This is a genomic window from Segatella asaccharophila (assembly GCF_054687055.1).
On sequence record NZ_BAACAN010000005.1, the window covers coordinates 73,600 to 97,675 of the forward strand.

Below are 24,076 nucleotides of genomic sequence, written 5' to 3' on the forward strand. Positions count from 1 at the left end.
CTATTCTTCCTCCTATTCCTTTTTAGTCCAATTAGTACGGGCAGTGTTCCATCCCCCCTCAACCCCCAGGCCACCGACGATATTGGATGCGGTAGGACGAATTTGAGATAATCCATTCCGTGCCATTTCATTATTTTCAATCTCGTTCAAGGACTGGAGGAAGTGGTAATATTCCGGCGTCAGACGAATCAGTTCCACCTGATAGGCCTTGGCAAAATCATAATAGACAGGTGCAGGATCTTTATAGACGACATAGACATCATTACTGTTCATATTCAAATGCAAAGTATAAGTTTTCTCCTTGATGGAAGCATTGTCAAAGATACAAAAATTCTGATAGAAGTCATTGGAAAAGCCAAAGGCATCATCTATATCTGACATCGGCATCAGCAAATCCTCACTCTTCGTATCAATAACAGGATAGGAACAAACAGAATCTGTAAAGACTACGGATACGGAGTCCCAGTCTTCTGCATCCTTATACTGTTCATAGTCCTGAAAATCAGAGAATATTTTCTTGCGATTACCATGATCATAATACCCTATAGCGCTGCCTGTATAATTTTTCTGCCTTACCCGTACGGCATAATAACAGTGCGTTTTAGGATCATTCGTAAAAGTAGCCACGAGTTGGTTGTATTTCTCTGCATCCCCATAGTCACTGTCATAGATCGACACTGTCCTCACCTGCAGTGGACTTATGGCCACCGTATCTGGAATAATCGTGGATGCACTGACAGAAGGCAGTCCGTCGCAGGAGACCTGCAGAGATATTCTATCATCCACCTTCTGCCTGCCGGTAATCCGATAATATCCCTTACCCAAGGGCTGCGCAGTCTTCTGCAGTCCGTTCACCCGGTAATCAATGGCTGCATCATCAAGAAAAACTATCCTGACAGAATCTGAATAGTTCCTGACAGGAACACTACGGCTCACCTGAATATAAGTGGTATCCGATACCGTCGGGAAACAGTAAACGACCATCTTGCTTTTATTGCTGAAGGTGTCAATGTCGATATGATCCTTGCAGGAAGCAAGCAACGACAGGAAGAATATCAAATAGAAGAGTCTTTTCATTGTCAGAATTTAATGGTATAACTGAAAGATGGAATAACCGGCAAATAGGCATGGTTCCTGGTGTAGAACTGTCCTTTGCTGTTCTGCTTGACCTCTACATACATGGAATTGAGGTGGCAATAGACATTATAAATACTCAGGTTCCAGATACGTTCATGACCATGCTTCGTGGTATGATGGAAATCGAACCCGACATCGAGCCGGTGATAGGCTGGCAGCGTAAAATTATTCGGACGCTCATAGATAAACTCATCGTCTCCGTAGTCCGAGGGGGAGCCGCCGGGGACTCCAGGTGTATTGATCCATTGTGTAGGGACGGTAATATGATTACCCGAATGATAACACCAGTCTGCAAAGGCAGCAATTTTAGGAGTGATCTTCCAACGGACAGAAAGGTTCAGTTTGTGACGGTTGTCGAATTTGTCATAATACCAGTCCGGATAGAAGTCATCATATTTCCTCTGGTTCCAGGACAACGTATAAGATCCCTGCAACTGCAGGTTATCTGATTTGTAACACGCATCCAGTTCGAGCCCATAATACCTCCCCCTTCCGTCCATGACCATCTTATCCCATCTTGCCGCAGGAGGTTCCAGTCCCGACCAACTGGCATATTGGAGGAGATGACGGCTCTGCTTGTAATAGCCTTCGAGCGAAAACAACCAATACCGGTCAGGGACGTAATACATCCCGACCGTAGCCTGCCAGGAGTGCATCGGCTTGAGATGCTCTGTCGTAGGGATCCAATAGTCTGTGGGAAGTTCCAGAAAGGAGTTGGAGATCTTATGGATAAACTGTGTCATAGCGGTGTAGGAAGCCTTGAAGGACAGATTGCGGACAGGCTGGTACTTAGCGGCAAAACGTGGATCAACATCCATAAAGGTCTTGTTCCCGATATAGAACAGAGAGGTGTTTATTCCCCCGTTAAGGCTCCAATGAGGACTCAGCCTCATCTCATCTTCGGCATAGACATTATATTCCTGGGCCACATGGCGGTTCCTGCTGAAAGTCCTTGCCGTATCCACCTTCGAATCATTACCATAATAACTTATCTGACTTCTGGTCTGAGGACGGAAAATATGCCACGTGAAATCATGGCCGAAACGGATATGATGATGCGGTGAGGGCCGGTAATCAAATGCCATACGGTAGCCGTAATCATTGATCGTAGACTTGTAACCATGTTTGTAATAACTGATGCTTGTCTGCTCCCGTCCATTAAAGAACCGGTCATCTTCCTGCGAGCCAAACCTGGCCATATTATTAGTATATACCACTGAAAAATTAGCAAAGAGTTTGGGAGAAAACTGATGTTCCATAAGCAGGGCCATATTCAGGTTCCCCCAATGAAAATTGTTCTTGGAAATATCCCTGTCGAGAGATCCTGAACCAAAATCATCCACGTATTTATCCTCAGCATCCATTTTATCCTCTCCGGAATAGATACTCAGCGAGAGACGAGTACGGTCATCGAAGATATTTGTCACCTTCGCATTCAGGTCGTGGAAAAAATAATTGAGGGTCACATCATCATCGTCTGCCGCATTAGAGCGATTATATATCATGAAAAACGGACGTGTAAGCAAATCTATCCAACTCCGCCTCAACCCTATATTAAAGGAAGTTTTCCCTTTCCTGATAGGACCCTCAAGATGAAAGCCTCCATCCAACAGCCCTAAACGGTAATTTCCATGGAAGTGATAGAAATCCCCATCATTTGTCCGCACATCGACAACTGAAGATAATCTCCCGCCATAGCGTGCGGGAAAACCACCCTTATAGAAATCGATGTTCTTGATCATGTCCACATTGAAAGCTGAAAAGAGCCCCATGGCATGATTCACCTGATAGAGAGGAGAACCGTCAATCAGAAACAGGTTCTCATCATTATTTCCACCATGCACATAGAGGCCGCTTGCCAGTTCCACCCCCTCAGCCACCCCACTGGTCCGCTGAAGAGTCTTTACCACATCGGGACTGCTGAGCAGGGAATATTCCGTCTTGATGTCATGCTGGCTGAAAGAGTGCTTTCCGGTCTGTGTGCTCATCAGTGGTGAGTTCAGATCACCGGTAACGACAATTTCATTGATTTTAGCATTTTCGTGCAGGATGAATTTAAAATGCTGGTCTGATTTAAGGTCTATGCTCTCTTCCTGATCGTCAAAGCCGATATAACTGCACCTTACCCGACGGCTTCCTGCGGGAAGGGTGATAGAAAAAAAACCGGAAGAATTGGTCATCGTAGCCAGTCCGGTGGACAGATCCTGAACCGTGGCATTGATCAGCGTCTCTCCATTCTCATCCTCTACATATCCGCTCATGGTATAACTCTGCCTCTCCTTCGGCTGCCTGGCCGGATGATGATCAGGCGGACATTTCTGCCGGGAGACCTTACGCTTGAGCAGCACATAATTTCCTTTGACATCGTAACCGATGTCTGTCCCTTTGAACATTGCTTTCAAAGCCTGATGGAGAGAAATATCTTTAATTGACGGACCTTGATAAGGAAAGTCAAGTTTCAGAGAAGAATCATAGATAAAGTTTACTTTCTTCGTGCGGTGAAGCCATTCCATCTGCTGTCTGATCGTCTTTGGTTTCGCATAGATTACTAAAGGCAAACATAAAAGCAACAGGAATAAAATAGACTTTCTTACTTTCATTATCGTTCTGATTGGTTTCTACACTTATGACGCAGAAAAATCTCCAATCCCCCATAGACATTCAAACATTTTTCGCTCAATACAGCATCATCATCACAAAGTAGATCTCCTTGCGGCTGCCACGAAGTTCTTGCAAGGCTTTGCTGACCTGGTGCTCAACCGTCCTTTCCGATATTCCCAGACTTTCCGCAATATCCTTATATTTCAGGCCGTCCCGCTTGCTCATCAGAAAGATCAACCTGCATCTCTCCGGCAATTTGTCTATGGCTGACCAGAGCTTTGCCTCTCTCTCAGACCGCTCCTGGGCCTCATCATCGGTGATGAAGCCTTCCAGATCCTTGGGTTCCATATCAACGACTATGTTTTTTGATTTCCGCAAGTGATCAATACAAGCATTACGGACAGACGCATATAGATAGGATTTCGGATGATCAGACTGGTGCTCCCACAACTTGACGAAGCAGTCTTCCACGACATCTTCCGCCTCATCTATATTACCACATAGATAATGCATGGCATAAAGGCACAGGGGTCGATAAAGAAGTTTAAATGCTGCCTCGATATTCATATAATATTCACTTGCAATGTGCAAAGTTAATAAAAACAATCTTAACGATGAAATTGCAGTCCGGAAAAAGACATTACGAAGCAAGTTTTTCTATTGACGCATCAGATTTCACAAGAGTTAACTAATATCGTTCGTAGAAATGCGAACAAAAGTTTGGTGATTTAAAATATTGTTCGTAGATTTGCGAACAATATAAACAGACAAACATCAATAATATGAAGAAAATTGAAATTTTTGATCCGGCTATGTGCTGCTCCACAGGAGTATGCGGCCCGAGTGTTGACAAAGACCTGCTGCGGATGGCAACGCTGATTGATACCCTTAAAAATATGGGCATAGAAATAAAAAGACATAACCTGAGTTCTGAACCACAGGCTTTTATCCAGAACACGGTCATCAAGGAACTCCTCGAGGCAAAGGGGACGGACATCTTGCCGGCAACACTCGTTGACGGTAAGGTTGCCGTGACAGGGAAGTACCCGTCAACGGCTCAGATGAGCCAGTGGACAGGCAAGGATTTGAGTATTGTGCCGGCCCATCATCCTTCTGATAAGAATAATGGTGATGGCGGTGGTTGTTGCTGCGGCAGTTGCTGCTGAGTCTTTTTAATAACTGCTTTTCCTGAACAGCTATTGTCTTCAGGATATTCTGATTTCTTAAAAACAATAATGATGATGAAGTCTTATACTTTAAAAAATATTTCTCAACAGAAATACCTGTTTTTTACAGGTAAGGGGGGAGTTGGCAAGACCAGCATTGCCTGTGCTACAGCTGTCTCGCTGGCTGATAGCGGGGAAAACGTGTTGCTGATCAGTACGGATCCTGCTTCTAACCTTCAGGATGTCTTCCAACAGGATATTTCACAGCATGGCACAAAAATAAAAGAGGTGCCTGGACTGACTGTCGTCAACCTCGATCCTGTCAAAGCTGCGGAAGAATATAAAGAACGTACGGTTGCACCTTACCGCGGGCAACTGCCGGCATCTGCCATCAAGAATATGGAGGAACAACTCTCCGGAAGTTGTACCGTGGAAATTGCTGCCTTCAATCAGTTCTCTGACTTCCTTACCGATGCGGACGATGCCCGCCATTATGATCATATCATCTTTGATACCGCTCCCACCGGCCATACACTGCGCATGCTCCAGTTGCCTTCTGCATGGAGTGCATTCATCAAAACCAGCAAGCATGGGGCTTCATGCCTCGGACAACTGTCAGGGCTTGAGGAAAGAAAAGAGGTATACAAACAAGCGGTAATGAATCTTGCTGATGGGAGTAAGACCCGCCTTGTCCTGGTAAGCCGCCCGGAAGATGCTCCTCTGAAAGAAGCTGCACGCTCTTCACACGAGCTGCGCCAACTCGGCATCTGTAATCAGTTGGTGGTGATCAACGGACTGATATTGCACAAGGACAGCAGTGATGCACTTGCTTCTTCCATCTATACGTTGCAACAGAGAGCACTGGCACAAATGCCACAGGAACTTAAGGACTATGATATTGTCCAGGTTCCTCTGCGTTCATACAATCTTTATAACATCCGGAATGTCCGCAAACTCCTGACCTCTGACGAGACTATGGAAGTTCCTGCACCGACAACAGTATTGAAGGAATACAAACATCTGGATGTTCTCATTGATGACATCTTTGCCAGAGGCAAACGTGTGATATTCACCATGGGCAAAGGGGGTGTCGGCAAGACCACCATCGCAACGGAAATAGCACTTGGACTTAAAAAACGGGGAGCAAGCGTGCATCTCACGACGACTGACCCTGCCAACCATATTAATTATCAGTCAGCGATCAATGCAGGCATCAGCGTGAGCAAAATTGACGAGGAGGAAGAACTGGAGAAATACAAGAATGAGGTAAGACGTAAGGCTCGTGAAGCGGGCGTCACTGATTTCCAATACATTGAAGAAGACCTGCGGTCTCCCTGCACCCAGGAGATTGCCGTGTTCCGTGCTTTCGCGGATATAGTGGAGAAAGCTGACGAGCAGATCGTAGTCATTGACACTGCTCCTACCGGCCATGCTCTGCTGCTACTTGACTCCACACAAAGTTACGATAAGCAGATCGCAAACAGTGAAGGTGATACGCCGGAATCGGTCAAGCACCTTTTACCAAGGCTGCGGGATGAGAAACAGACAGAAGTCGTCATTGTCACACTGCCTGAGGCAACACCCGTTTTTGAGGCTCAAAGGCTGCAGGAAGATCTTCAGAGAGCCGGCATCAGGAATAAATGGTGGGTGGTCAACCAATGCCTGGCCTTGAACACCTCTGATGATGCTTTCTTTAAAGCCAAGGCTTCTGAAGAGATAAAATGGATAGAAAAAGTGAAGGAACTCTCCCAGGGAAATGAGGTCCTCATCGAATGGAAGGGAAAATAGGCAATGGAAGAAAAAAAAGGAATAGGATTTTTCAATAAATACCTGAGTATCTGGGTAATCCTCTGCATTGGCATCGGACTTCTCATTGGCAAGTTCTTGCCGGGGATACCTGAGACATTGAGCAAATGGGAATATGCTCATGTAAGCATTCCCGTTGCTATCCTCATCTGGATAATGATCTATCCGATGATGATGAAAGTGGATTTTCAAAGTGTGAAGGATGTGGCTAAGCATCCTAAAGGGGTTATGATCACGTGCATCGTCAACTGGCTCATCAAGCCTTTCACGATGTTCGGGTTGGCTTACTTCTTCCTGATGGTCGTGTTCCGCCACTGGATTCCGGCAGAGCTCGGACATCAGTACCTAGCCGGAGCCGTACTGTTAGGTGCTGCACCCTGCACGGCCATGGTATTCATCTGGAGTTATCTTTCCGGGGGCAATGCGGCTTATACCTTGGTACAGGTTGCCGTAAATGACCTGATCATATTAGTGGCATTCGCTCCTATCGTAACCTTGCTGCTTGGCGTGGGAGGAGTGAGGGTTCCTTATAACACGCTGCTGATCAGTGTGGCTCTGTTTGTCGTTTTGCCATTGGCTGCCGGCATCCTCACCCGGCTGATCGTATCCCGGAAAAGGGGTAAGGATTACTTCGAGAATGTCTTTGTGCATAAATTTGACAGGTATACTACTGCCGGATTGCTTCTTACACTGATTATCCTGTTTTCCTTCCAAGGCAACACGATCTTGAGAAATCCTGTCCATATCATCCTGATAGCTGTGCCATTGATCATCCAGACTTATCTGATCTTCGGCATTGCATACGGATGGGGCCATGCTTTGAAACTTCCGTATCCGATAGCTGCCCCTGCAGGGATGATTGGTGCAAGTAATTTCTTTGAACTGGCAGTAGCCGTTGCCATCAGTCTTTTCGGACTGCAAAGCGGGGCTGCACTGGCCACAACCGTAGGAGTGTTGACAGAGGTCCCGATCATGCTTTCACTGGTCAAGATCGCAAAATCCACGAAAAGATACTTCAACTAGGGGTACCCTCTCCTGGACTGACTAGAGGGCGGGGGAAGTAACCCTACGATTCATGATGATATAAAAAAACTTGAATGCAAATAAATTATTGTTGCCAATTCTTTATTCTGCATTCAAGTCAAGTAAACAGAATCATGAAACGTAAATGCTTCCTCTATCCGCTTGCGCAGGATATGCCCCGCCGCCTACTTCACCTTAGCGGATTCTTCCTTGAAAGCATCCATGATGATCGTAGGATGATGATCACGGAAAGCACCGAGTTTATATTCTCCTTCCAGTTCCGGTGCCCAATAGAAGACACCACGGCAGTGCCCGTTTGTCTGAAAGGCGGCCTTTTCAATCAACTCTTTCAGAAAGGCTTTGCCTGCCGCGGCAGAATCAGCATCATACCCTGTCTCCACGATCATTGTCTCTGAACCGTATTTGCGGTACAAATGATTGATATTAGCCATCACCTTAGTGATGGTTTCCTCATCACTGCCGGTAATTTTCGCACACTGATCCCAGTAAGGATAAACACTCAGTCCGATCATATCCCATTTTGCACCATACTTCCTCAAACCGTCAAAAATGAAATCATAGTGTTCCTGATCGGCTCCACAGTCCAGGTGCACAATACATTTTGCTTTCGGGTAGACCTGCTTGACGGCCTTGTAGCCCGCTTCGGTAAAGCCGGCATACTGCCTCATGTTCTTCTCGGCATTCCCTGCCGGCCACAAAAATCCATGGGTGGTCTCATTTCCTATCTGTACCCATCTCACAACTATGCCATGGTCTTTCAATAACCTCAAGGTTGAGAGAGTATGATCCGTGAGTGCCTTTCTCATCTGAAGGAAGTTCATGTTCTTCCACGCTGCTGGAATGACCTGTTTTCCTGGATCTGCCCACCAGTCACTGTAATGAAAGTCGATCATGATGGCCATGCCCAGCTTTTTAGCGCGGAGAGCCATCTTCAACACGTCATTTTTGTCAGACCATCCACCTTTCGGATGAACCCATACCCTCAGACGTACAGCATTCAGCCCATATTGTCTCATGATCTTCGTGTTCTCTGTCACGACTCCACGAGCATTATACAACTTGATCCCCTCGGATTCCAATTGGGTCGTTCCACTGATGTCTGCTCCAAGCCAGAAGGTGTGAGCACCATACATGGCTGAAGAGCAGATCAGGAATAAAAAGAGTCCTAATAATTTGATACGCTTCATATCTTTCAGTTGTTTAGCACACTCTATATTTTCGGCCCATCATAATTGTCCCGCGTAAAATACTGGGTTAAAGTGTATCCATTCTCCTGTGCCTGTTTGACAGCATAGTCCGGAATCGGGAAATATTCACTGGAAGGGGTTCTCCCACTGGCTTTCATGCGAGTGTAGTACTGACCGAATCTGATCAGGTCAATCTTCCGGCATCCCTCATAGAACAACTCATGGCCTCTTTCCGTCAGCAGGGCATCCAAAAAGGCAGAGACACTTGAGGTCTTGGAAGCGTCGAGGTCTTCCAGACCCGCGCGGTGACGTACCTGATTAACGCAATCAATGGCGCTTTGAGACACCGTATTATGAGCACGGACATCAGCTTCGGCATACATCAGCAGGACATCGGCCCACCTTGCCAGAGGATAGTCTGTCCCCTGGAAGGAGGTAGCTGTCTCAATAGGATATTTATTAATGATATAACCGTTCCAAAGGTTCCCAAGGTCTTTTGAGGTTACCCAGCCGTTATTGGTGCTGTAATAACTGGTCAGTATCGTCTCTGCTCTCTTGTCTCCTGGCTCAAATGTGTCATAGAAATACTTGGAGATATTAAAGCATTGTCCCCAGCCTCCTCCTTGGTTCACAAACGGGGTCGGATCACCTTTATCATCATACTTCGCAGCATCACCTGGAACGACATACCAACTGGTGGGATTGAAGTTGCCCTCATTTGCCGCACCGGTGGCATTGCTGTTGCAAGAGCACGCCATGATGGTCTCACAATTAAACTTATTAGCAATCTTAAACTGATCTGCATAGGGATTAGTACCCGAAGTAAACAGGGAATAATGTCCATAGAACTGACTGAAGAGGTCGTATGCTTTCTGATAATAACCGCTTTCATGATAACCTTCATTCAGATAATGGCGCATCAGACAGAACCTGGCATAATCTGCCGTGTAACGTCCTTTTTCGCTCTGGGTCTCAGCAACATGCTGGCAGGCATACACCAGGTCGTCTGTGATATACTGAGTCATCTGGTCCAAGGTGGGACGCTCCATATCTGCCAGCGCTTTCTCATCATTGACTTTGGCAGGGTCGACAATAACCGGCACCGGACCATAGTAATGGAGCAGATAGTACATCATCAGACCACGACATAACCGGGCCTCACCCAGAAATTCCTCTTTCTTCGCTTTCGGAAGAACGGTGGTATCGGCATCCTCTAAGGTTCCGATAATCTGGGTGAACCGGGTAATATCCCTCACTTTATCAAAGTCAGACGGATCAGAACCGGAAGTCCTGCCGACCAGTTTAAGATCGTCAAACTGGCCTGCTGACATTTTCGACCAGGAGCCTCCCCACGAACTGATCGTCCAACTGGCAGACTCATCAGAGGTATCGTCCAGCATACGGTACAGCCCTCCCTCAGCCACATAGAAATTATGCTGCCAGGAGGAGGAATTGAATCCATACCCCCACGTTACGGAGAAGGGTACATAACAATCCATCAGATAGGATTCATAGTCCTTTTCGGTAGCTGGAAATTTATCCGTTGAAAGCTGACCGTATATTTTAGCATCAAAATCATTATTACAACTTGTGACCCCGAATGCGAAAAGACACAAGAGCACTGATATAGATAACAAATTCTTTTTCATAATGCACTTTCTTTTAAAATTGAACTTTCAGACCAAGAGAGAACGTACGTACCATGGGATATTCTGCCTTGCCTCCCTTATAACTGCCACCGGTATTTACTTCCGGGTCAAAATTCTTATATTTCGTGATCGTAAACGGATTCTGAGAATCAGCATAAATACGGATGCTCTGAACTATATTTTTCAAATAACCTAGATTGGAGGCATTGAAAGTATAACCTAAAGTGATATTCCTCACTCTCAGGAAACTGGCGTCCTTGTAAAAGACATCCGTTCCGGCTCCACCGGGCAGAGAGGTCGTGGCCAGTCTGTAAGCGATACCGGGAATCGTCCCATTCGGATTGGTCTGGGAATTATATACCTGTGAAACCAGTGTACTCTGATTGGAGGTCTGGTTGGCCAGCTCACGCACATCGGTCCAGTCATAGGAATAATTGTACTTCTTCAGCCCCATCTGGGAGTAGACGAAAATATCAAGATCCCAGTTCTTATAGACGAAAGTATTTCCTAATCCCCAATATATTTTCGGGATCACATTCACCATATCTACATCCTTGACCGTGATCTGACCATCTCCATCGAGATCTTTAATAATTGGACAACCGGGATAACGGTAATTTGCAGGTTGTGAAGCAGGACAATTGCTCATATCTGAATTGATGATGCCGCTCGTTCTATAGAAATACAACGCATTGACCGGTTCATCCTTTCTCTTCTGATAGTCCAGATAGTCATAGTTGGGGAAACGCTTCTTCCAGATGGCATTATAATGTGACAATGTAAGCGTAGAGGTCCATCTGAAATCAGAAAGAACGACATTGGTGGTGTTGATCGTTGCATCCCAGCCATACCTTCTGATGTGCCCTCCATTGATCGGATAGGTCGAAAACATGGAAAGGCCTTCGGTATTGGCATATCCGAGCATGTTGGTGACATCATTCCAGAAATAATCAAAACTGCCGCTTACACGGTCTTTCAGGACAGAGAAGTCAAGACCAATATTCTTCATGGTCGTCTTTTCCCAGGTTACATTCGGATAATCCTTGCTGACCAGATAGTAAGGTACATAGTCTGTCGTGTTGTTATCAAACATCACATGCGTACCAAAAGCACTATAAGCACCATAAAGCGTCGTACCCAGATTATCATTCCCTGTCTCACCATAAGAGGCACGGAGCTTTAGCATGTTAATCCATTTCACGCTCTTGATAAACTTTTCATTGAACATCTTCCAGGCGGCACTCACCGAAGGGAACCAACTGTACTTTTCGCCCTTGAAAAATTTATCAGTACCGTCCCGTCTCAAGGTTGCCGTTACGGCATAGCGGTCCAGGAAATCAAGGCTGACACGTCCGAACTGTGACCTTTTCTCATCAGACGTTCTGTAAGAACTGATGTTCTTCGTTCCGGTTGCCGCAGAGATATTATCATTGTTCAGGGCATCATTGATGTCCGTGTAGGATATTCCCAACCCGTGAGAGTGATTAAAATATCTTCCGAGTCCGGCAACGGCATTGAATACCAGGGCATCATTGAAGAAGGAATGATCGAAACTGACCGTTGCCTCCATTGTGGAATTGTCTCGCTTGTCGCTCTGGATGCTTCCGCGCGAACGGAACATCTGGTCAAAATAGACATTCGAAGGAATATATACATACCGCTCTTCATTTTCTTTATTATAGCCATAAAGCAGTTTGGCGGTCAACATCCTGTGAATAATATCAAAGTCAAATGTGAAATTGGCATTAAAGCCATCCGTATTGCTCCGGTCTGTCATCTCCAGCATCCCCACAGGATTAGGAATGGTCATAAAAGTTTCATAATTGCCATCCTTGTCATAGATGGGCAGATTGGACGGATAAAGTAACGCAGCACTCAGACAACCGGAGGCAGCAGCTCCTCTTCCTTCTGATGTTCCTCCCACGGTACCATTGTTATTATTATTACGGTTATAGTTCAGACTCGTAGTGATTTTCATCCACGGGAACACTTGGGCCGTAACATTAGACCGTAATATGAACCTTTCATAACTGTTGTTCTTTACGGTTCCTTCCTGCTTGTAGTAATTTCCACTCGTATAATACTGCAATTTATCGGAACCACCCTGAACCGTGACATTATGACTGGAGATGCTTCCGGTCCTCAGGATCTGGCCCAGCCAGTCGGTGGTCTGTGCAGAGGCAATCTGCTCACTTGAAAAAACATCCGTGTTGCCATTGTCATAGGCGTTCGGGCCATAAGGAGCCATCTTGTTATTATAGAGATATTGTTCCTTCTTGAACAGGTTAGCGTAAGTCATATACTCCTGGGCATTCAGGGAATGGATATAAGAATAATTCTTCACCACAGACATGGATCCGTCATAACTTACACGCATCTTCCCTGCCTTCCCGCTTTTCGTGGTGATCAGGATCACGCCATTGGCAGCATTGATACCATAGATAGAGGCTGACGCATCCTTCAGCACCTCAATGCTTTCAATGTCATCAGGGTTCAAACCGGCAAGTCCTGACCGGTTTATACTTGAGGGCATAACTGTCGTAGAGCCGCCGGAACTACTCTCCAGGGAACTGGAGGGAAGGACAACCCCGTCAACGACATATAAAGGCTCCCCGCCTCCACGTATGGTGATATTGACATTTCCGCCTGGCTGGGCACTCGCCATCGTGGCCTGTAGTCCGGCGGCACGCCCCATGAGCATCTGGCTCATATTGGTAATTCCGGTCTTGACTACATCATCGGCATTGACTTTATCAATACTGGTGGTCAGGTTCTTGCGGCTCACGGAACCATAACCGGTAGCAATGACTTCATCCACCAGATGGGCATCTTCTGACATCACAACATGAAGGTTTGGACCACTGGCCTTTTCCCTTGAAGTTTTAAAACCTACATAGGAAAATTCAAGGACCTGGCCTTTGTTGACAGAGATCTTGAAATTTCCATCCATGTCCGTCACTGTTCCATGGTTTGAACCGGGAGTTTTTATAGATACTCCGATCAAAGGTTCTCCATGTGAATCAACTACAGATCCGGTAACATCTATTTGCTGGGCAAAGATCGTTAAGGGAAGTAACATAAAAAGTAATAGACTGAAGAGTAAATGTTTCATAAAATACATATTATTAGATTTTGCACATTTTATTGATGATATTAGAATGCTTCAACGCTTCCATAACCGGTATTAAGTTTTATTAATATCCGGATACTTTTGGCGGTTGTAAAGGTAAGAACTACCCTTAAAAGAGCAAAACACAAATTAGACAAATATGGTAACAAAATGGACAAGGAGATAAAAAACGGCTGAACATCGATTCAAAAATCGTTTTTAAAAATATTAATCAACTTTAAAAGTCGATAAAGATTCTGCCCTTTCCACACGGGGAAAGAGCAGAATCCTTTCTTCCAATCTTCACCTTATATATATTGAAAAACCTGCACGACGTGTTGTGACAGATGCCGTCAACGTCCCATGCTGATTTTCCGGTATTCATGGAAATGCCTGACCGACGGGATAAGGAATATACCTGTGGGAATGCTGCTACTGATATTCTTTCGGAGTGACCCCAAACGCTTTCTGAAAACACTTGGAGAAATAGCCGGAATTTGAAAAACCGACCATGTACATCACTTCAGATACCGAAAACTTACCCTCTTTCAAGAGCGAAGCTGCCTTCTTCATGCGCAAATTACGAATCAGTTCCACCGGGGTCATATCGGTCAACTGTTTGATCTTCCGGTAAAGTTGTTTATTTCCTATACCTACCGTTTTCTGGAGCTGAGTGACATTAAAGTCGGAATCTTCGATATTCTTTTCTATTGCTTCCGTAATCTCCGCCAGAAGGCGGTCATCTGCATTCTCCTCCAAAGAAGAGGCTGGAACATTCTCTATCGGTTTGGCAATGCTCCTGTCAAGAGGAAAAGTAAGTAAAAAAACGGTCTGCCGTGTTTCTGATGATTCTACCTTTAAGGTGCCCTGATGCCAACTCGTATATTTCCTGACTGCATAAAGCGGGGAAAAGCGCTGGAACACCATCATCCGTTCTTCAGGAAGGAGGTACATGCCATTACTGGACAGGGAGAAACTTACTTTCTCATTCATCATGTCACTACCGACAATAAAAGTGATCATGGCACCACGACTCGACTTTCCGATCATATACTCCAGAATATCATAGAAAATGATCGACCACTTCACCATGTCTACCTCTTTGAACAGTATCTCTTCATTCGTGGAAAACTTCAGTACGATCTTCTTGCCAGCAGCCTGTTTCTGACTGTCCCCCACAAACTGCCGGCAGAGTTCGATAATGTCTACGGAAGTCAGTGAGCAGGTCTTCTCCTCGCCAGCATCAGAGTCAATGTCCAGACTTTTATGCGTAAGGTGGCCCAGCAACACGGTGTTTCTACGGATATTCTCCATCTCTAAAGGAGAAGAAGCCTTGGCTCCTGGAGACATGAGCCGGTTGATTGATCCCATCATCCCGCCCAGATACTCTTTCAAATGGCGGGAGAGATGGGCATAGAATTCTATCTTGGATCGTGACTGCTCGAGGATCCGCTCCTTTTCCTGGTGCTCCATCTTCAATCGTTTCTTGACCATATAGAAATTAAAGACCCATAAGATCAGACCGAGAAGGAAGAGGATATAAAAACATTTTGCCCAAAAAGTGAGGTACCAGGGAGGCAGGATCCTGATCTTTACCGAATAGACCTCACCGGACAGATTCCCTTTTCCATCCATTGCCTTGATCACCAGCCGGTAGGAGCCATAGTCAAGTCCGTTATAGGTAATCCTTCCATTTTCAAAATTCTCATATTGCCAACTCTTGTCGTTGCCTTCGAGGCGGTAGGCATACATCGAAGAAGGATGGTTATTGTAGGGAAGGTCGGTCAACTCAAAAGTAATGTCATTTTCATTATGAGGCAGCACAAACTCCCGCTGGTATCTCACATTCCCCCCCTTATTCAGATAACGCTTGCCATTGACAAGGAGTTCTGAAAGGATAATATGACTCTTCTGATAAACTGCTGGAGACATCATGGACGTGCTCATGGTAATATATCCGTCATTCCCTGCAAGATAGACTCTCTGGTCACGAGGAGAATAGCAAGCTGCAAGAACATCCATCTCAGGAACACGAAAGTTGGTGTTATTCCCATCCTGGCAGATAATACGGCAGACCCCTGAGGAGAGCACCCACATACGGCCCTGAACATTACATATCGCTGTCACCCTTCCGGAAGAGGTGTTATCATGGAAGGAATTTTCTACCGGCCGTCCTGAAGGATCCGTAAAGATGTCCACCCCTCCGTCACGGCCTGCCCACAGACGGCCTGAAGAATCCATGGCAATGACATTATAGGCATAAGGGGAACGGGCATGAGTCACATGGAAGGTAGCAGGATCAATGCAGTCTATTCCTTTTTCAAAAAGCAGAGCCCATATCCTGCCCCGCCTGTCCTGACAGAGCTGCTCTACATGGATGCCGTGCAGGCCATTACGGGTAGAGAGATACCGGTCTGCGATACAAGTACCCCGAGAGGCCAGGAGTTTTTTCTTGGAGATAACAAATACGCCACCCATATAGGATGCAATCCACAGCCTTCCCAGCCGATCCTGAAGGATGTCATAAGCCCAGGTCGTGGAATAGGTGCCGCTATGGTCCCTGACGATAAAATTGCGGAAAGATCTCGTCAGGGGATTATAATAGTTGATTCCATGGTCAGTAGCTACCCAGATGTCTCCCTGGGGATCCTGGTACACTTTCCTTACACGATTATGAGAGAGCGTATGACGGGCATCATTCTGCCGGTACCAGGCAACGTCAGAATAACCTCCTGATGACATCCGGAAATGGATCAGCCCACTTGTCCCGCCAATCCAGTTCATGCCTGACCGGTCCTGAAAGAACACATGCAGGCAATTACCGTCTCCATTGCCGGTAATATCGCTCAGAGGCACCCAATGATAATACTTGTTTTGAGAAAACAGGGAGATTCCGTTATCCGTACCTAACCAGATATTATTCCACCGGTCTTTGAAGATTGACCATACAATATTATTCACCAGGGTCTGGGGATAACGGGAATCGTGGACGATACGTTCTGCCTTTCCCTTGTCATTATAAGTATAGAGTCCGTTATCTGTCCCTATAAAAAGCACATCATGGTCATCCACGGTAAGGGACTTCACTGAATTGCCTCTTAAGGCTTTCACCTCTGACAGTTTACCGGAACGAAAAGCATACAGGGCACCCTCTGTACCCAGCCAGACACAGTTTCTTTTCCGGTCTGATGCCAGGGCATTCACAAGAGGCTGCCGGCCTGATATGATCCTGACAGGCTCTATCCTGTTCCGGCGATTCAGGAACAACCCGTTGATTGTACCAATCATCAGCCCGGAAGGGGTTTTCAATAAAGAATAAACTGCTGAATGATGCCCCCACTCTTTGTAAAACTTCTTCTGTAAAGGACAATAGGAATAAAGTCCTTGGGAAGAGCCCAGGTAGATTTTCTTTCCGTCCAGGAGCAGGGCACGAATGTCCTTTGGACCACGGGCCGCCATCGACTCGTATGAACCTTTTTTCACATTATAGATCAGCAGGCCGTTGTCACTCCCTAAATACAGGCAATCACCGACTCTCAGGATACAATGTACCCGGAGATTGGAAAAAGAATGTTCCTCAAAATGAGGATAAAAATGATAACCGTCATAGCAATACAGGCCACGCTCCGTCCCCATCCATATCATCCCGTCACCATCCTGAGCCAGACACAGAATAGTCGAGGCTCCCGGAATCGTGACATTCTGGAAGCGGTACTCCATCCCTCCGGTTCTCAGAAAGAAAAGTGAGAGAAGGAGAAAGATGGAGATAAACAGATTTTTGTTTTTAAAGATCATTACCGATAATTATTGGGGTATTATGCTGCAAAATTACATATTTTCTTTGAATAATAATGATTCTGACCCTGACAAATCCTATCTTCCCGGTATCAGACTGGCAATATTCGAGTTCTTCTGACGGACTGAAGAGGATAAAACGGATCGACATACAGGGTGCATCTGCGGTGTCTGATAGGATAAGGATAAGTCAAACTGACGACAATCCTATTTCATTTACAAAAAGGAGAGGGTCATATTTGCATAGTTCTAAAAATAGTTATAACTTTGAATGGTCATTTCAAAACAATATGATAATAACAAGAAAATCACGATAGCAGTATCACTTCATCAGACCATCCCGCCTTTGTGGGAAAAGACAGTGGTAATCCATCCCCTCCGAAACCTTGACTGAAGTCTTTCCGGAAAGAAACAGATACGTTTTAAACAAATAAAAGACATGTACAAAAAATTAAGATTAATGCTTATGGCAGTTTGCCTGATCAGCGCCACAGGAGTTTTTGCTAAAACCAGAGTAATTGCACACCGGGGTTACTGGAGAGCCCCTGGCGCCGCACAGAACTCGCTGGCCTCCCTTGAAGGAGCACACCGCATCGGTGCATACGGCTCGGAGTTTGATGTCCACATCACACAGGATGGGGTCGTAATGGTGAATCACGACCGTGTCCTTCCTGACGGAACGAACATCGAACTGGTCAACTATCAGGACCTCAAAAAGGAGAAACTGGCCAATGGCGAGCCCTTGCCCACCCTCAGGTCATATCTGCGTGAGGGGAAGAAACTGCACGGGACACAGATGATCCTTGAGGTCAAGGCACATATCACTCCTGAAGCGGAAGACCGTTGCATAGACTCCATCGTCAATATGGTCAAGGAATACGGTATGAAGAAACAGGTTGAATATATTTCTTTCAGCCAGAATGCCTGTAAGCAACTTGCCAGGAAGGCGCCGAAACATTCCAGAATCTCTTATCTGGGCGGGGACCTATCACCGGAAGAGGCGAAAGCCATGGGTTGTACGGGCATTGACTATGATCAAAACTGTTTTGTCCAGCACCCGGAATGGATAGCTGATGCTCATAAGGCAGGCATGACAGTAAACGTATGGACGGTTGATCATCTGGACAAGATCAAACAGTTTATCAATGAAAAGGTTGATTTCATTACGACCAATCATCCGGTAGAAGCGCTGAAACTATCTAAATAGGACCGGGGCATGATCAGGCCTGAAGAAGAAGATGATGATGACGGGAATAGCAGAGGAGGTTCTCTCCTTATGGATCTTTTACCAAAAAGTTGTTAATTTTTGTTGAGAAGATGGAGATATGCTCTTTTTCAAGAGAATTTATGTATCTTTGTTCACAAAACAAGCATCCAAAGGTAAGAATAGCATGATCAAGAAATCCATTTTATTACTCGTCGTCTGCCTCCTTTCTGTAGTGTCAAAGGCTCAAACCGAACATTTGAAATTTGCCGGAGTTCCCCTTACGGGCACGATCGCAGAGTTTCAGAGACAACTCCTTGCCAAAGGGTTCAAGCAGGACATGATCAATAAGTTTGAAATCGAACAACTCGATGGTAAGCTGGCTCCGGAGGGCAAAAGGATGTACCGGGGGAAATATGTGAACCAAAAGGCCAAAATCAAGGTGTTCTTCGATTCAAAGACGAAATTAGTGTTCAAGGCTCAGGCTTATTTCACCAAACTTGATGAGAATTCAGCCCAGATCAAACTCGAATATTTCAAGAGTCTCCTGGCCAGCAAATACGGTGCTGCAAACATGAAAGAACATGACCAGAGCAAGGAACTGCCGGGATTCCTGCTGACGACGGGGGAGGGGCAGATATACGGCTACGTCACAAAAAACAGTATTTTCTATAGTACCTATATCCAGTATACTGATTCCATCAACGAGGAAAACCACAGACACCGGATGCTGAATGATCTCTGACCTGTATCTCCGGAATGACTATGATACTGATGCCTGCAGATCCAAGGGAAGAATTCCAGGATGATCCGTGAGCATAGATGAGGACCTTATCCTTTAAGATATTTACGGGTGGCCGGATCCTGTCAGATCCAGCCACCTTTTTCTTATTCTGATTCCATGAAAAGACCATCACAGACCCTACTCTTTCCTCCTCAGGGATTCGAATTACAATTATTTGTTCATCTTCCGATTATTTTATTTATATTTGCAAGGTATAAAGACCAAAACTAACCAAAACAAATGAAAATAATCCGTTCAGCCATCCTTCTATTCACTCTGCTGCTCGTAAGTCTGAACGTACGTGCCATCAATTCCAAAATCTATACCTCCCTGAACGGCCTCATCGGCAATACCGTAATGGATATGATCCAGGACGACCAGGGCTATATATGGATGGGAACGACCTGTGGCCTCTCCCGTTTTGACGGATATTCTTTTTTGAATTTCAACACCTTCACGAACCTCCAGGGAAAGAAAACGGCCTCGATCATCGGGCTGCTCTACATCGACCATCAAAACCATCTCCTCTGGATCTCTTCCGGCACCTACGATAATGGCTGTTATGACCTGCGCCGATCACGCTTTGTCACTTACAACAGACCCGTAAAGTTTGTACCACTGAAAAAACGTTTCCTGTCTACTCAAGGCATGTGGTTTTACGACTCGAACACCTGTGCACGACAGGTGATTTACAACGGAAAAAACCTTTCCGTCATTGACTACACAAAGGAGAACCATAAACTCCCCAGCAATCATGTCAGTAAGATCATTGAAGATGCCGATTCTAATGTCTGGCTGTGTACCAACCATGGCGTGACCGTTGTCCGAAAGGACAACAGGGCCCGAATCCTGAACGCAGACGACTGGATCCTTGACATGCAGGTATACCATCACCTGGTTCTCCTGCTGACCAAGGATGACGATGTGCTGATCTACGGGAAATCCTGCAGACTCCTGTCCAGGACGCATCTGCCATCTGTCATCGGATCCATCAATAAAGTAACCAATACGCTCATTTGGAAAGGACAATGGCTGATCTTTACCCCCCGGATCACCTATGCTTTCGACATCCACAGGAAGACCTTTTCCAAGCCTGCAGAATGTCAGATACCCGAGGGGACGACGATGGACTATGACAAAGGCTACTATTTCGTCTCTGACAAAATCGGTGATCTATGGATATTCATGCCCGACGGCCAACTCCGGAAACTTGACATCAAACCTAAATTCTCCATCTTTTCAAGCAGTAAACGTTATTACCGTGCATGTATCGGCCCGGGCAACCAGATCTATATCTCCACCAGCAACGGACTGTATATCTACGATCCCCGGAAGCGGACCCTCAGGCATTATCTGGCAGATGATGATGAGACCATTATCCCCTCCAATTTCCTGTCACGTATCATCGTTGACCGGAGCGGAGACATCTGGATCGCCGCAGACGATGCAGGAATCGTACGGCTCTCTACACCTAAGGACGTGGACTTCCAGTATATCTACCCGTCTGCCTACCATCTCTTCGACCAGAGCAACATGATCCAGGCAATTGCGGCAGAGGGGGCTGATGACATCGTCTTCTCTACACGGGATAATGTCCTTTACCACTATAACCTTCTCACCCGTCAGATTACCCGGAGGCAGACTTTCCCTTACCCTGTCTACACTTACTGCAAGGACAAGAGAGGAAACACCTGGGTCGGAACCAGGGGCGGAGGATTATATATCAACGGGAAACACTACACACGGGAAGACAAGAAAAATCCTATCCCCTGTGATGATATTTTCGACATTCTCGCCGATCCGCAAGGACGTATCTGGATTGCAACCGATGGCAGCGGACTGCTACAGGTAAATTACACAAAGGGGAAAGCCCTTGAATTCAGACAATTTCTCAACCAGAATATCAATGAGAGTCGTATACAAGACTTGAGTTGTGACTCCAGAGGAAGGCTCTGGGTCGGAACCTACGATGGACTCTTCTGTCTGAATACGCACAAGAAGAACCTTTCTGACAGGAGTTTCCTGCATTTCAGCCTTGACAACCACCAGCTGCCCACCAATGAGGTCAGTTGCATCAACACGGCAAAAGACGGTACGATCTGGATCGGGACTGGAGGAGTCGGCGTCATCCACTGCCGCCTTGCCGGAAACCGGCTGGAGTATGACCAGATAAACACGCAGCAAGGACTCTCCAACAATTATATCCACTCCATCGCCTCAGACCTGAGAGGGGGCGTATGGATCGGGACGGAAGGAGGCCTCTCCTACCTGAAGAGGAATGGGCAAAAGCCGGAAAGGGTGAGAACCTACCAACTCAGCCAGGATTTCCGCGGAAACATCTTCTCTGATAACAGTGCACTCCTTCTCCCTGACGGCCAACTGCTGTTCGGAACAAACCACGGACTGGCAGTCATCAGACCTCTGGCCAGGGAGAGGAACATCTCCATGCCTTTTCCCGTACGGATTACGGACCTGCGCATCAATGGCGTTTCTATCTTCAACAACGACAGCGACACAAAAGAGTTTCTTCAACTCCGGGAAGCAGTCAGCCAGCAAAGACCGGTCTCTCTCTCCCATCGTCAGAATTCACTGTCCATCCATTTTTCTGATTTTAATTTTGCCGAGGCAGGGACAACCGGTTATCAGTATTACCTGGAACCCCTTCAAACGTCCTGGAAACCCTATACTACCAGGAATCATGTCAGTTATGATAACCTCAGCCCTGGCTCCTATACCTTTCACCTCAGATCCATTAATGCCAACGGACACCAGAGCAAGGAGATCGTAATGAAGATTACGATCCGCCATCCCTGGTACAGCAGTTGGTGGGCATGGATCATCTACCTGATGCTGATGACCCTCGCAGCCTGCTATGTCTACCACAACCTGAGGGAACGTGTCCGTTTCCATCAGCAACTGACCGTCAACCACCAGATTTCCGAGTTCAGGATCAATTTCTTCACCCATATCGCACACGAGTTCCGTACCCCTCTGGCCATCATCCAGAATGCCGTGGAACAACTTGTCGATCCAGAGACTGGGCAAGTTTCAAAATCGGCCGTTCAAGCCTCGCTACGAGGGACTCACCGATTACTCCGCCTGGTCAACCAACTGATGGAATTCCGGAAGATCAGCACCGGCAACCAACGCCTGAGCATCGAAAAAGACGACATCATCGGTTTCATCCGACGGATCTATCAGGATTTCTGGAGCTACTCCAGACAAAAGGAGATCAATATGAGTTTCATCCCCTTTGCCAAGAAACACAACTTCTATTTCGACCATGAGATGCTGGAGACGATGGTCTATAACCTCTTGAGCAATGCCATCAAATATACCCCGGAAAAAGGACAGGTAACCCTGCATGTCAGCCTTTCAACTGATGGCTGTATGCTGCTGGTCAAGATCGCCAATACAGGCACCGGCATTAGCCCGGAACAGCAAGAGACCCTCTTCCAGCCTTTCATGCACGGCTACGTGTCGCAAGGGGGCATGGGCATCGGACTCTATAATGCACACGAGATGGCCCGTCTGCACCACGGGAACCTCACTTATGCAAGAGATCAGGATACGAATATTTTCACCCTCAGCCTCCCTGAAAACACGGATGTCTATCAGGCTTCCGACTTCAAGACGACTATTGCCGTCAACGCTGATAAGGAAGATGAAAGACAAGAGCAGGAACAGATGGATACCCTCATCCGGGAGGTCCAGCCGGAGGCCTTCAATCATCAGAAGGTCATCATCATCGAGGATGATCCGGATATGATGCTCCAGCTCAAGGAGACCATCGGCAGATACTTTTCGGTCTCGGGGTATATGAGCGGGGACACAGGATATGAAGGGGTCAGGAAAGAACTGCCGGCCTTGGTGCTCTGTGACGTCATGCTCCCTGACAGGAATGGCTATAGCATCGTCCGGCAACTCCGCCAGGAGGAGAACACCCGGGATATACCGGTCATCATGCTCACTTCCCTGGATGATGAGGAGCACCAGATCAAGGGATATGAGTCCGGAGCTGATGACTATATGGTCAAGCCTTGCAACTACCGGTTGCTGATCATCCGCATCTGCCAGTTGATCCGATGGCATGAAGGAAGAGAGACTCCTCCGCAGGTACCCGTCAGGCAGGAAGCCTCCCCCGCGACACTGTCAGAGCACTCCCAGCCGGTACTGATCACCAGCACTGCCGACAAGCGCTTTCTCTCCCGTATGGACTCTTTTATTGACGAACATTTCGATGATCCTAATTTTAATGTAGACCAACTCGCCACACTGATGTGCATAGGGCGTACCACCTTTTATGGTAAGGCGAAGGAACTTCTGGGAATCTCCCCGAGACGTTACCTCATCAACCAGCGGCTCAACAAAGCTGCACAACTTCTTCGTGACGGTACGCTGTCTATCTCTGAAGTCAGTTATAAGACCGGCTTCAGTAGTCCCCAGTATTTCAACAGATGCTTTAAGGATCACTTCGGTACCAGTCCAAGCCAGTACAGCAAAAAATGAATGACTACCATCAACCGTTGCCTTTTCAGGCACTAACGGTATCCCGTAGGGTGCATCCGGACAGACGCTATGGTACATAGAGCAT

The 24,076-nt window shown here is 46.5% G+C and carries 13 protein-coding genes; 6 read left to right on the forward strand and 7 right to left on the reverse strand.

Annotated features, from left to right (window positions below; all coding sequences use genetic code 11):
- Positions 1 to 12: 12 nt before the first annotated feature.
- From ACYRYG_RS04435 to ACYRYG_RS04445, 3 genes are all read right to left on the reverse strand, one after another.
- Positions 13 to 1,077 carry a DUF4249 domain-containing protein gene (locus ACYRYG_RS04435; RefSeq protein ID WP_460197762.1) on the reverse strand — a complete coding sequence of 355 codons (1,065 nt, stop codon included), beginning with the start codon at positions 1,075 to 1,077 and terminating at the stop codon, positions 13 to 15.
- 2 nt (positions 1,078 to 1,079) lie between these two features.
- A complete protein-coding gene (locus ACYRYG_RS04440; RefSeq protein WP_293444027.1) occupies positions 1,080 to 3,737 on the reverse strand; it encodes a TonB-dependent receptor domain-containing protein in 2,658 nt (885 codons plus the stop codon).
- Positions 3,738 to 3,813: 76 nt separating this feature from the next.
- Positions 3,814 to 4,305 carry an RNA polymerase sigma-70 factor gene (locus tag ACYRYG_RS04445; RefSeq protein ID WP_293419324.1) on the reverse strand — a complete coding sequence of 164 codons (492 nt, stop codon included), beginning with the start codon at positions 4,303 to 4,305 and terminating at the stop codon, positions 3,814 to 3,816.
- A 215-nt stretch (positions 4,306 to 4,520) separates the two neighbouring features.
- Here ACYRYG_RS04445 and arsD point away from each other — a divergent pair, with 215 nt between their 5' ends.
- The 3 genes from arsD to arsB all read left to right on the forward strand — a co-directional run bounded on the left by arsD (position 4,521) and on the right by arsB (position 7,733).
- Positions 4,521 to 4,904, forward strand: a complete 384-nt coding sequence (arsD, locus tag ACYRYG_RS04450; protein ID WP_293415963.1) for an arsenite efflux transporter metallochaperone ArsD — start codon at positions 4,521 to 4,523, stop codon at positions 4,902 to 4,904.
- Between the two features lie 75 nt (positions 4,905 to 4,979).
- Positions 4,980 to 6,692, forward strand: coding sequence for an arsenical pump-driving ATPase (gene arsA, locus ACYRYG_RS04455; protein WP_293415969.1), 1,713 nt, complete (start codon positions 4,980 to 4,982; stop codon positions 6,690 to 6,692).
- Between the two features lie 3 nt (positions 6,693 to 6,695).
- A complete protein-coding gene (gene arsB, locus ACYRYG_RS04460) occupies positions 6,696 to 7,733 on the forward strand; it encodes an ACR3 family arsenite efflux transporter (protein WP_293415961.1) in 1,038 nt (345 codons plus the stop codon).
- 185 nt (positions 7,734 to 7,918) lie between these two features.
- On the opposite strand, the gene ACYRYG_RS04465 is transcribed toward arsB, so the two are convergent.
- The 4 genes from ACYRYG_RS04465 to ACYRYG_RS04480 form a co-directional block, all read right to left on the reverse strand.
- Positions 7,919 to 8,941: a glycoside hydrolase family 53 protein gene (locus ACYRYG_RS04465; protein ID WP_293423357.1), complete on the reverse strand. Its 1,023-nt coding sequence runs from the start codon at positions 8,939 to 8,941 to the stop codon at positions 7,919 to 7,921.
- Between the two features lie 23 nt (positions 8,942 to 8,964).
- Positions 8,965 to 10,590: a RagB/SusD family nutrient uptake outer membrane protein gene (locus ACYRYG_RS04470; RefSeq protein WP_293415957.1), complete on the reverse strand. Its 1,626-nt coding sequence runs from the start codon at positions 10,588 to 10,590 to the stop codon at positions 8,965 to 8,967.
- Between the two features lie 13 nt (positions 10,591 to 10,603).
- On the reverse strand, positions 10,604 to 13,702 hold the full coding sequence (locus tag ACYRYG_RS04475) for a SusC/RagA family TonB-linked outer membrane protein (protein WP_293415955.1): 3,099 nt from the start codon (positions 13,700 to 13,702) through the stop codon (positions 10,604 to 10,606).
- A gap of 429 nt (positions 13,703 to 14,131) precedes the next feature.
- Positions 14,132 to 17,494: a two-component regulator propeller domain-containing protein gene (locus tag ACYRYG_RS04480; protein ID WP_460197765.1), complete on the reverse strand. Its 3,363-nt coding sequence runs from the start codon at positions 17,492 to 17,494 to the stop codon at positions 14,132 to 14,134.
- A gap of 466 nt (positions 17,495 to 17,960) precedes the next feature.
- Here ACYRYG_RS04480 and ACYRYG_RS04485 point away from each other — a divergent pair, with 466 nt between their 5' ends.
- The 3 genes from ACYRYG_RS04485 (at position 17,961) to ACYRYG_RS04495 (ending at position 23,991) form a co-directional block, all read left to right on the forward strand.
- A complete protein-coding gene (locus ACYRYG_RS04485; RefSeq protein ID WP_293425373.1) occupies positions 17,961 to 18,701 on the forward strand; it encodes a glycerophosphodiester phosphodiesterase family protein in 741 nt (246 codons plus the stop codon).
- A gap of 184 nt (positions 18,702 to 18,885) precedes the next feature.
- The gene (locus ACYRYG_RS04490; RefSeq protein WP_293415949.1) at positions 18,886 to 19,443 is read left to right on the forward strand and encodes a hypothetical protein; all 558 of its coding nucleotides are present in this window, start codon (positions 18,886 to 18,888) and stop codon (positions 19,441 to 19,443) included.
- Between the two features lie 279 nt (positions 19,444 to 19,722).
- A complete protein-coding gene (locus ACYRYG_RS04495) occupies positions 19,723 to 23,991 on the forward strand; it encodes a hybrid sensor histidine kinase/response regulator transcription factor (protein WP_293425371.1) in 4,269 nt (1,422 codons plus the stop codon).
- The last annotated feature ends 85 nt before the right edge of the window (positions 23,992 to 24,076 follow it).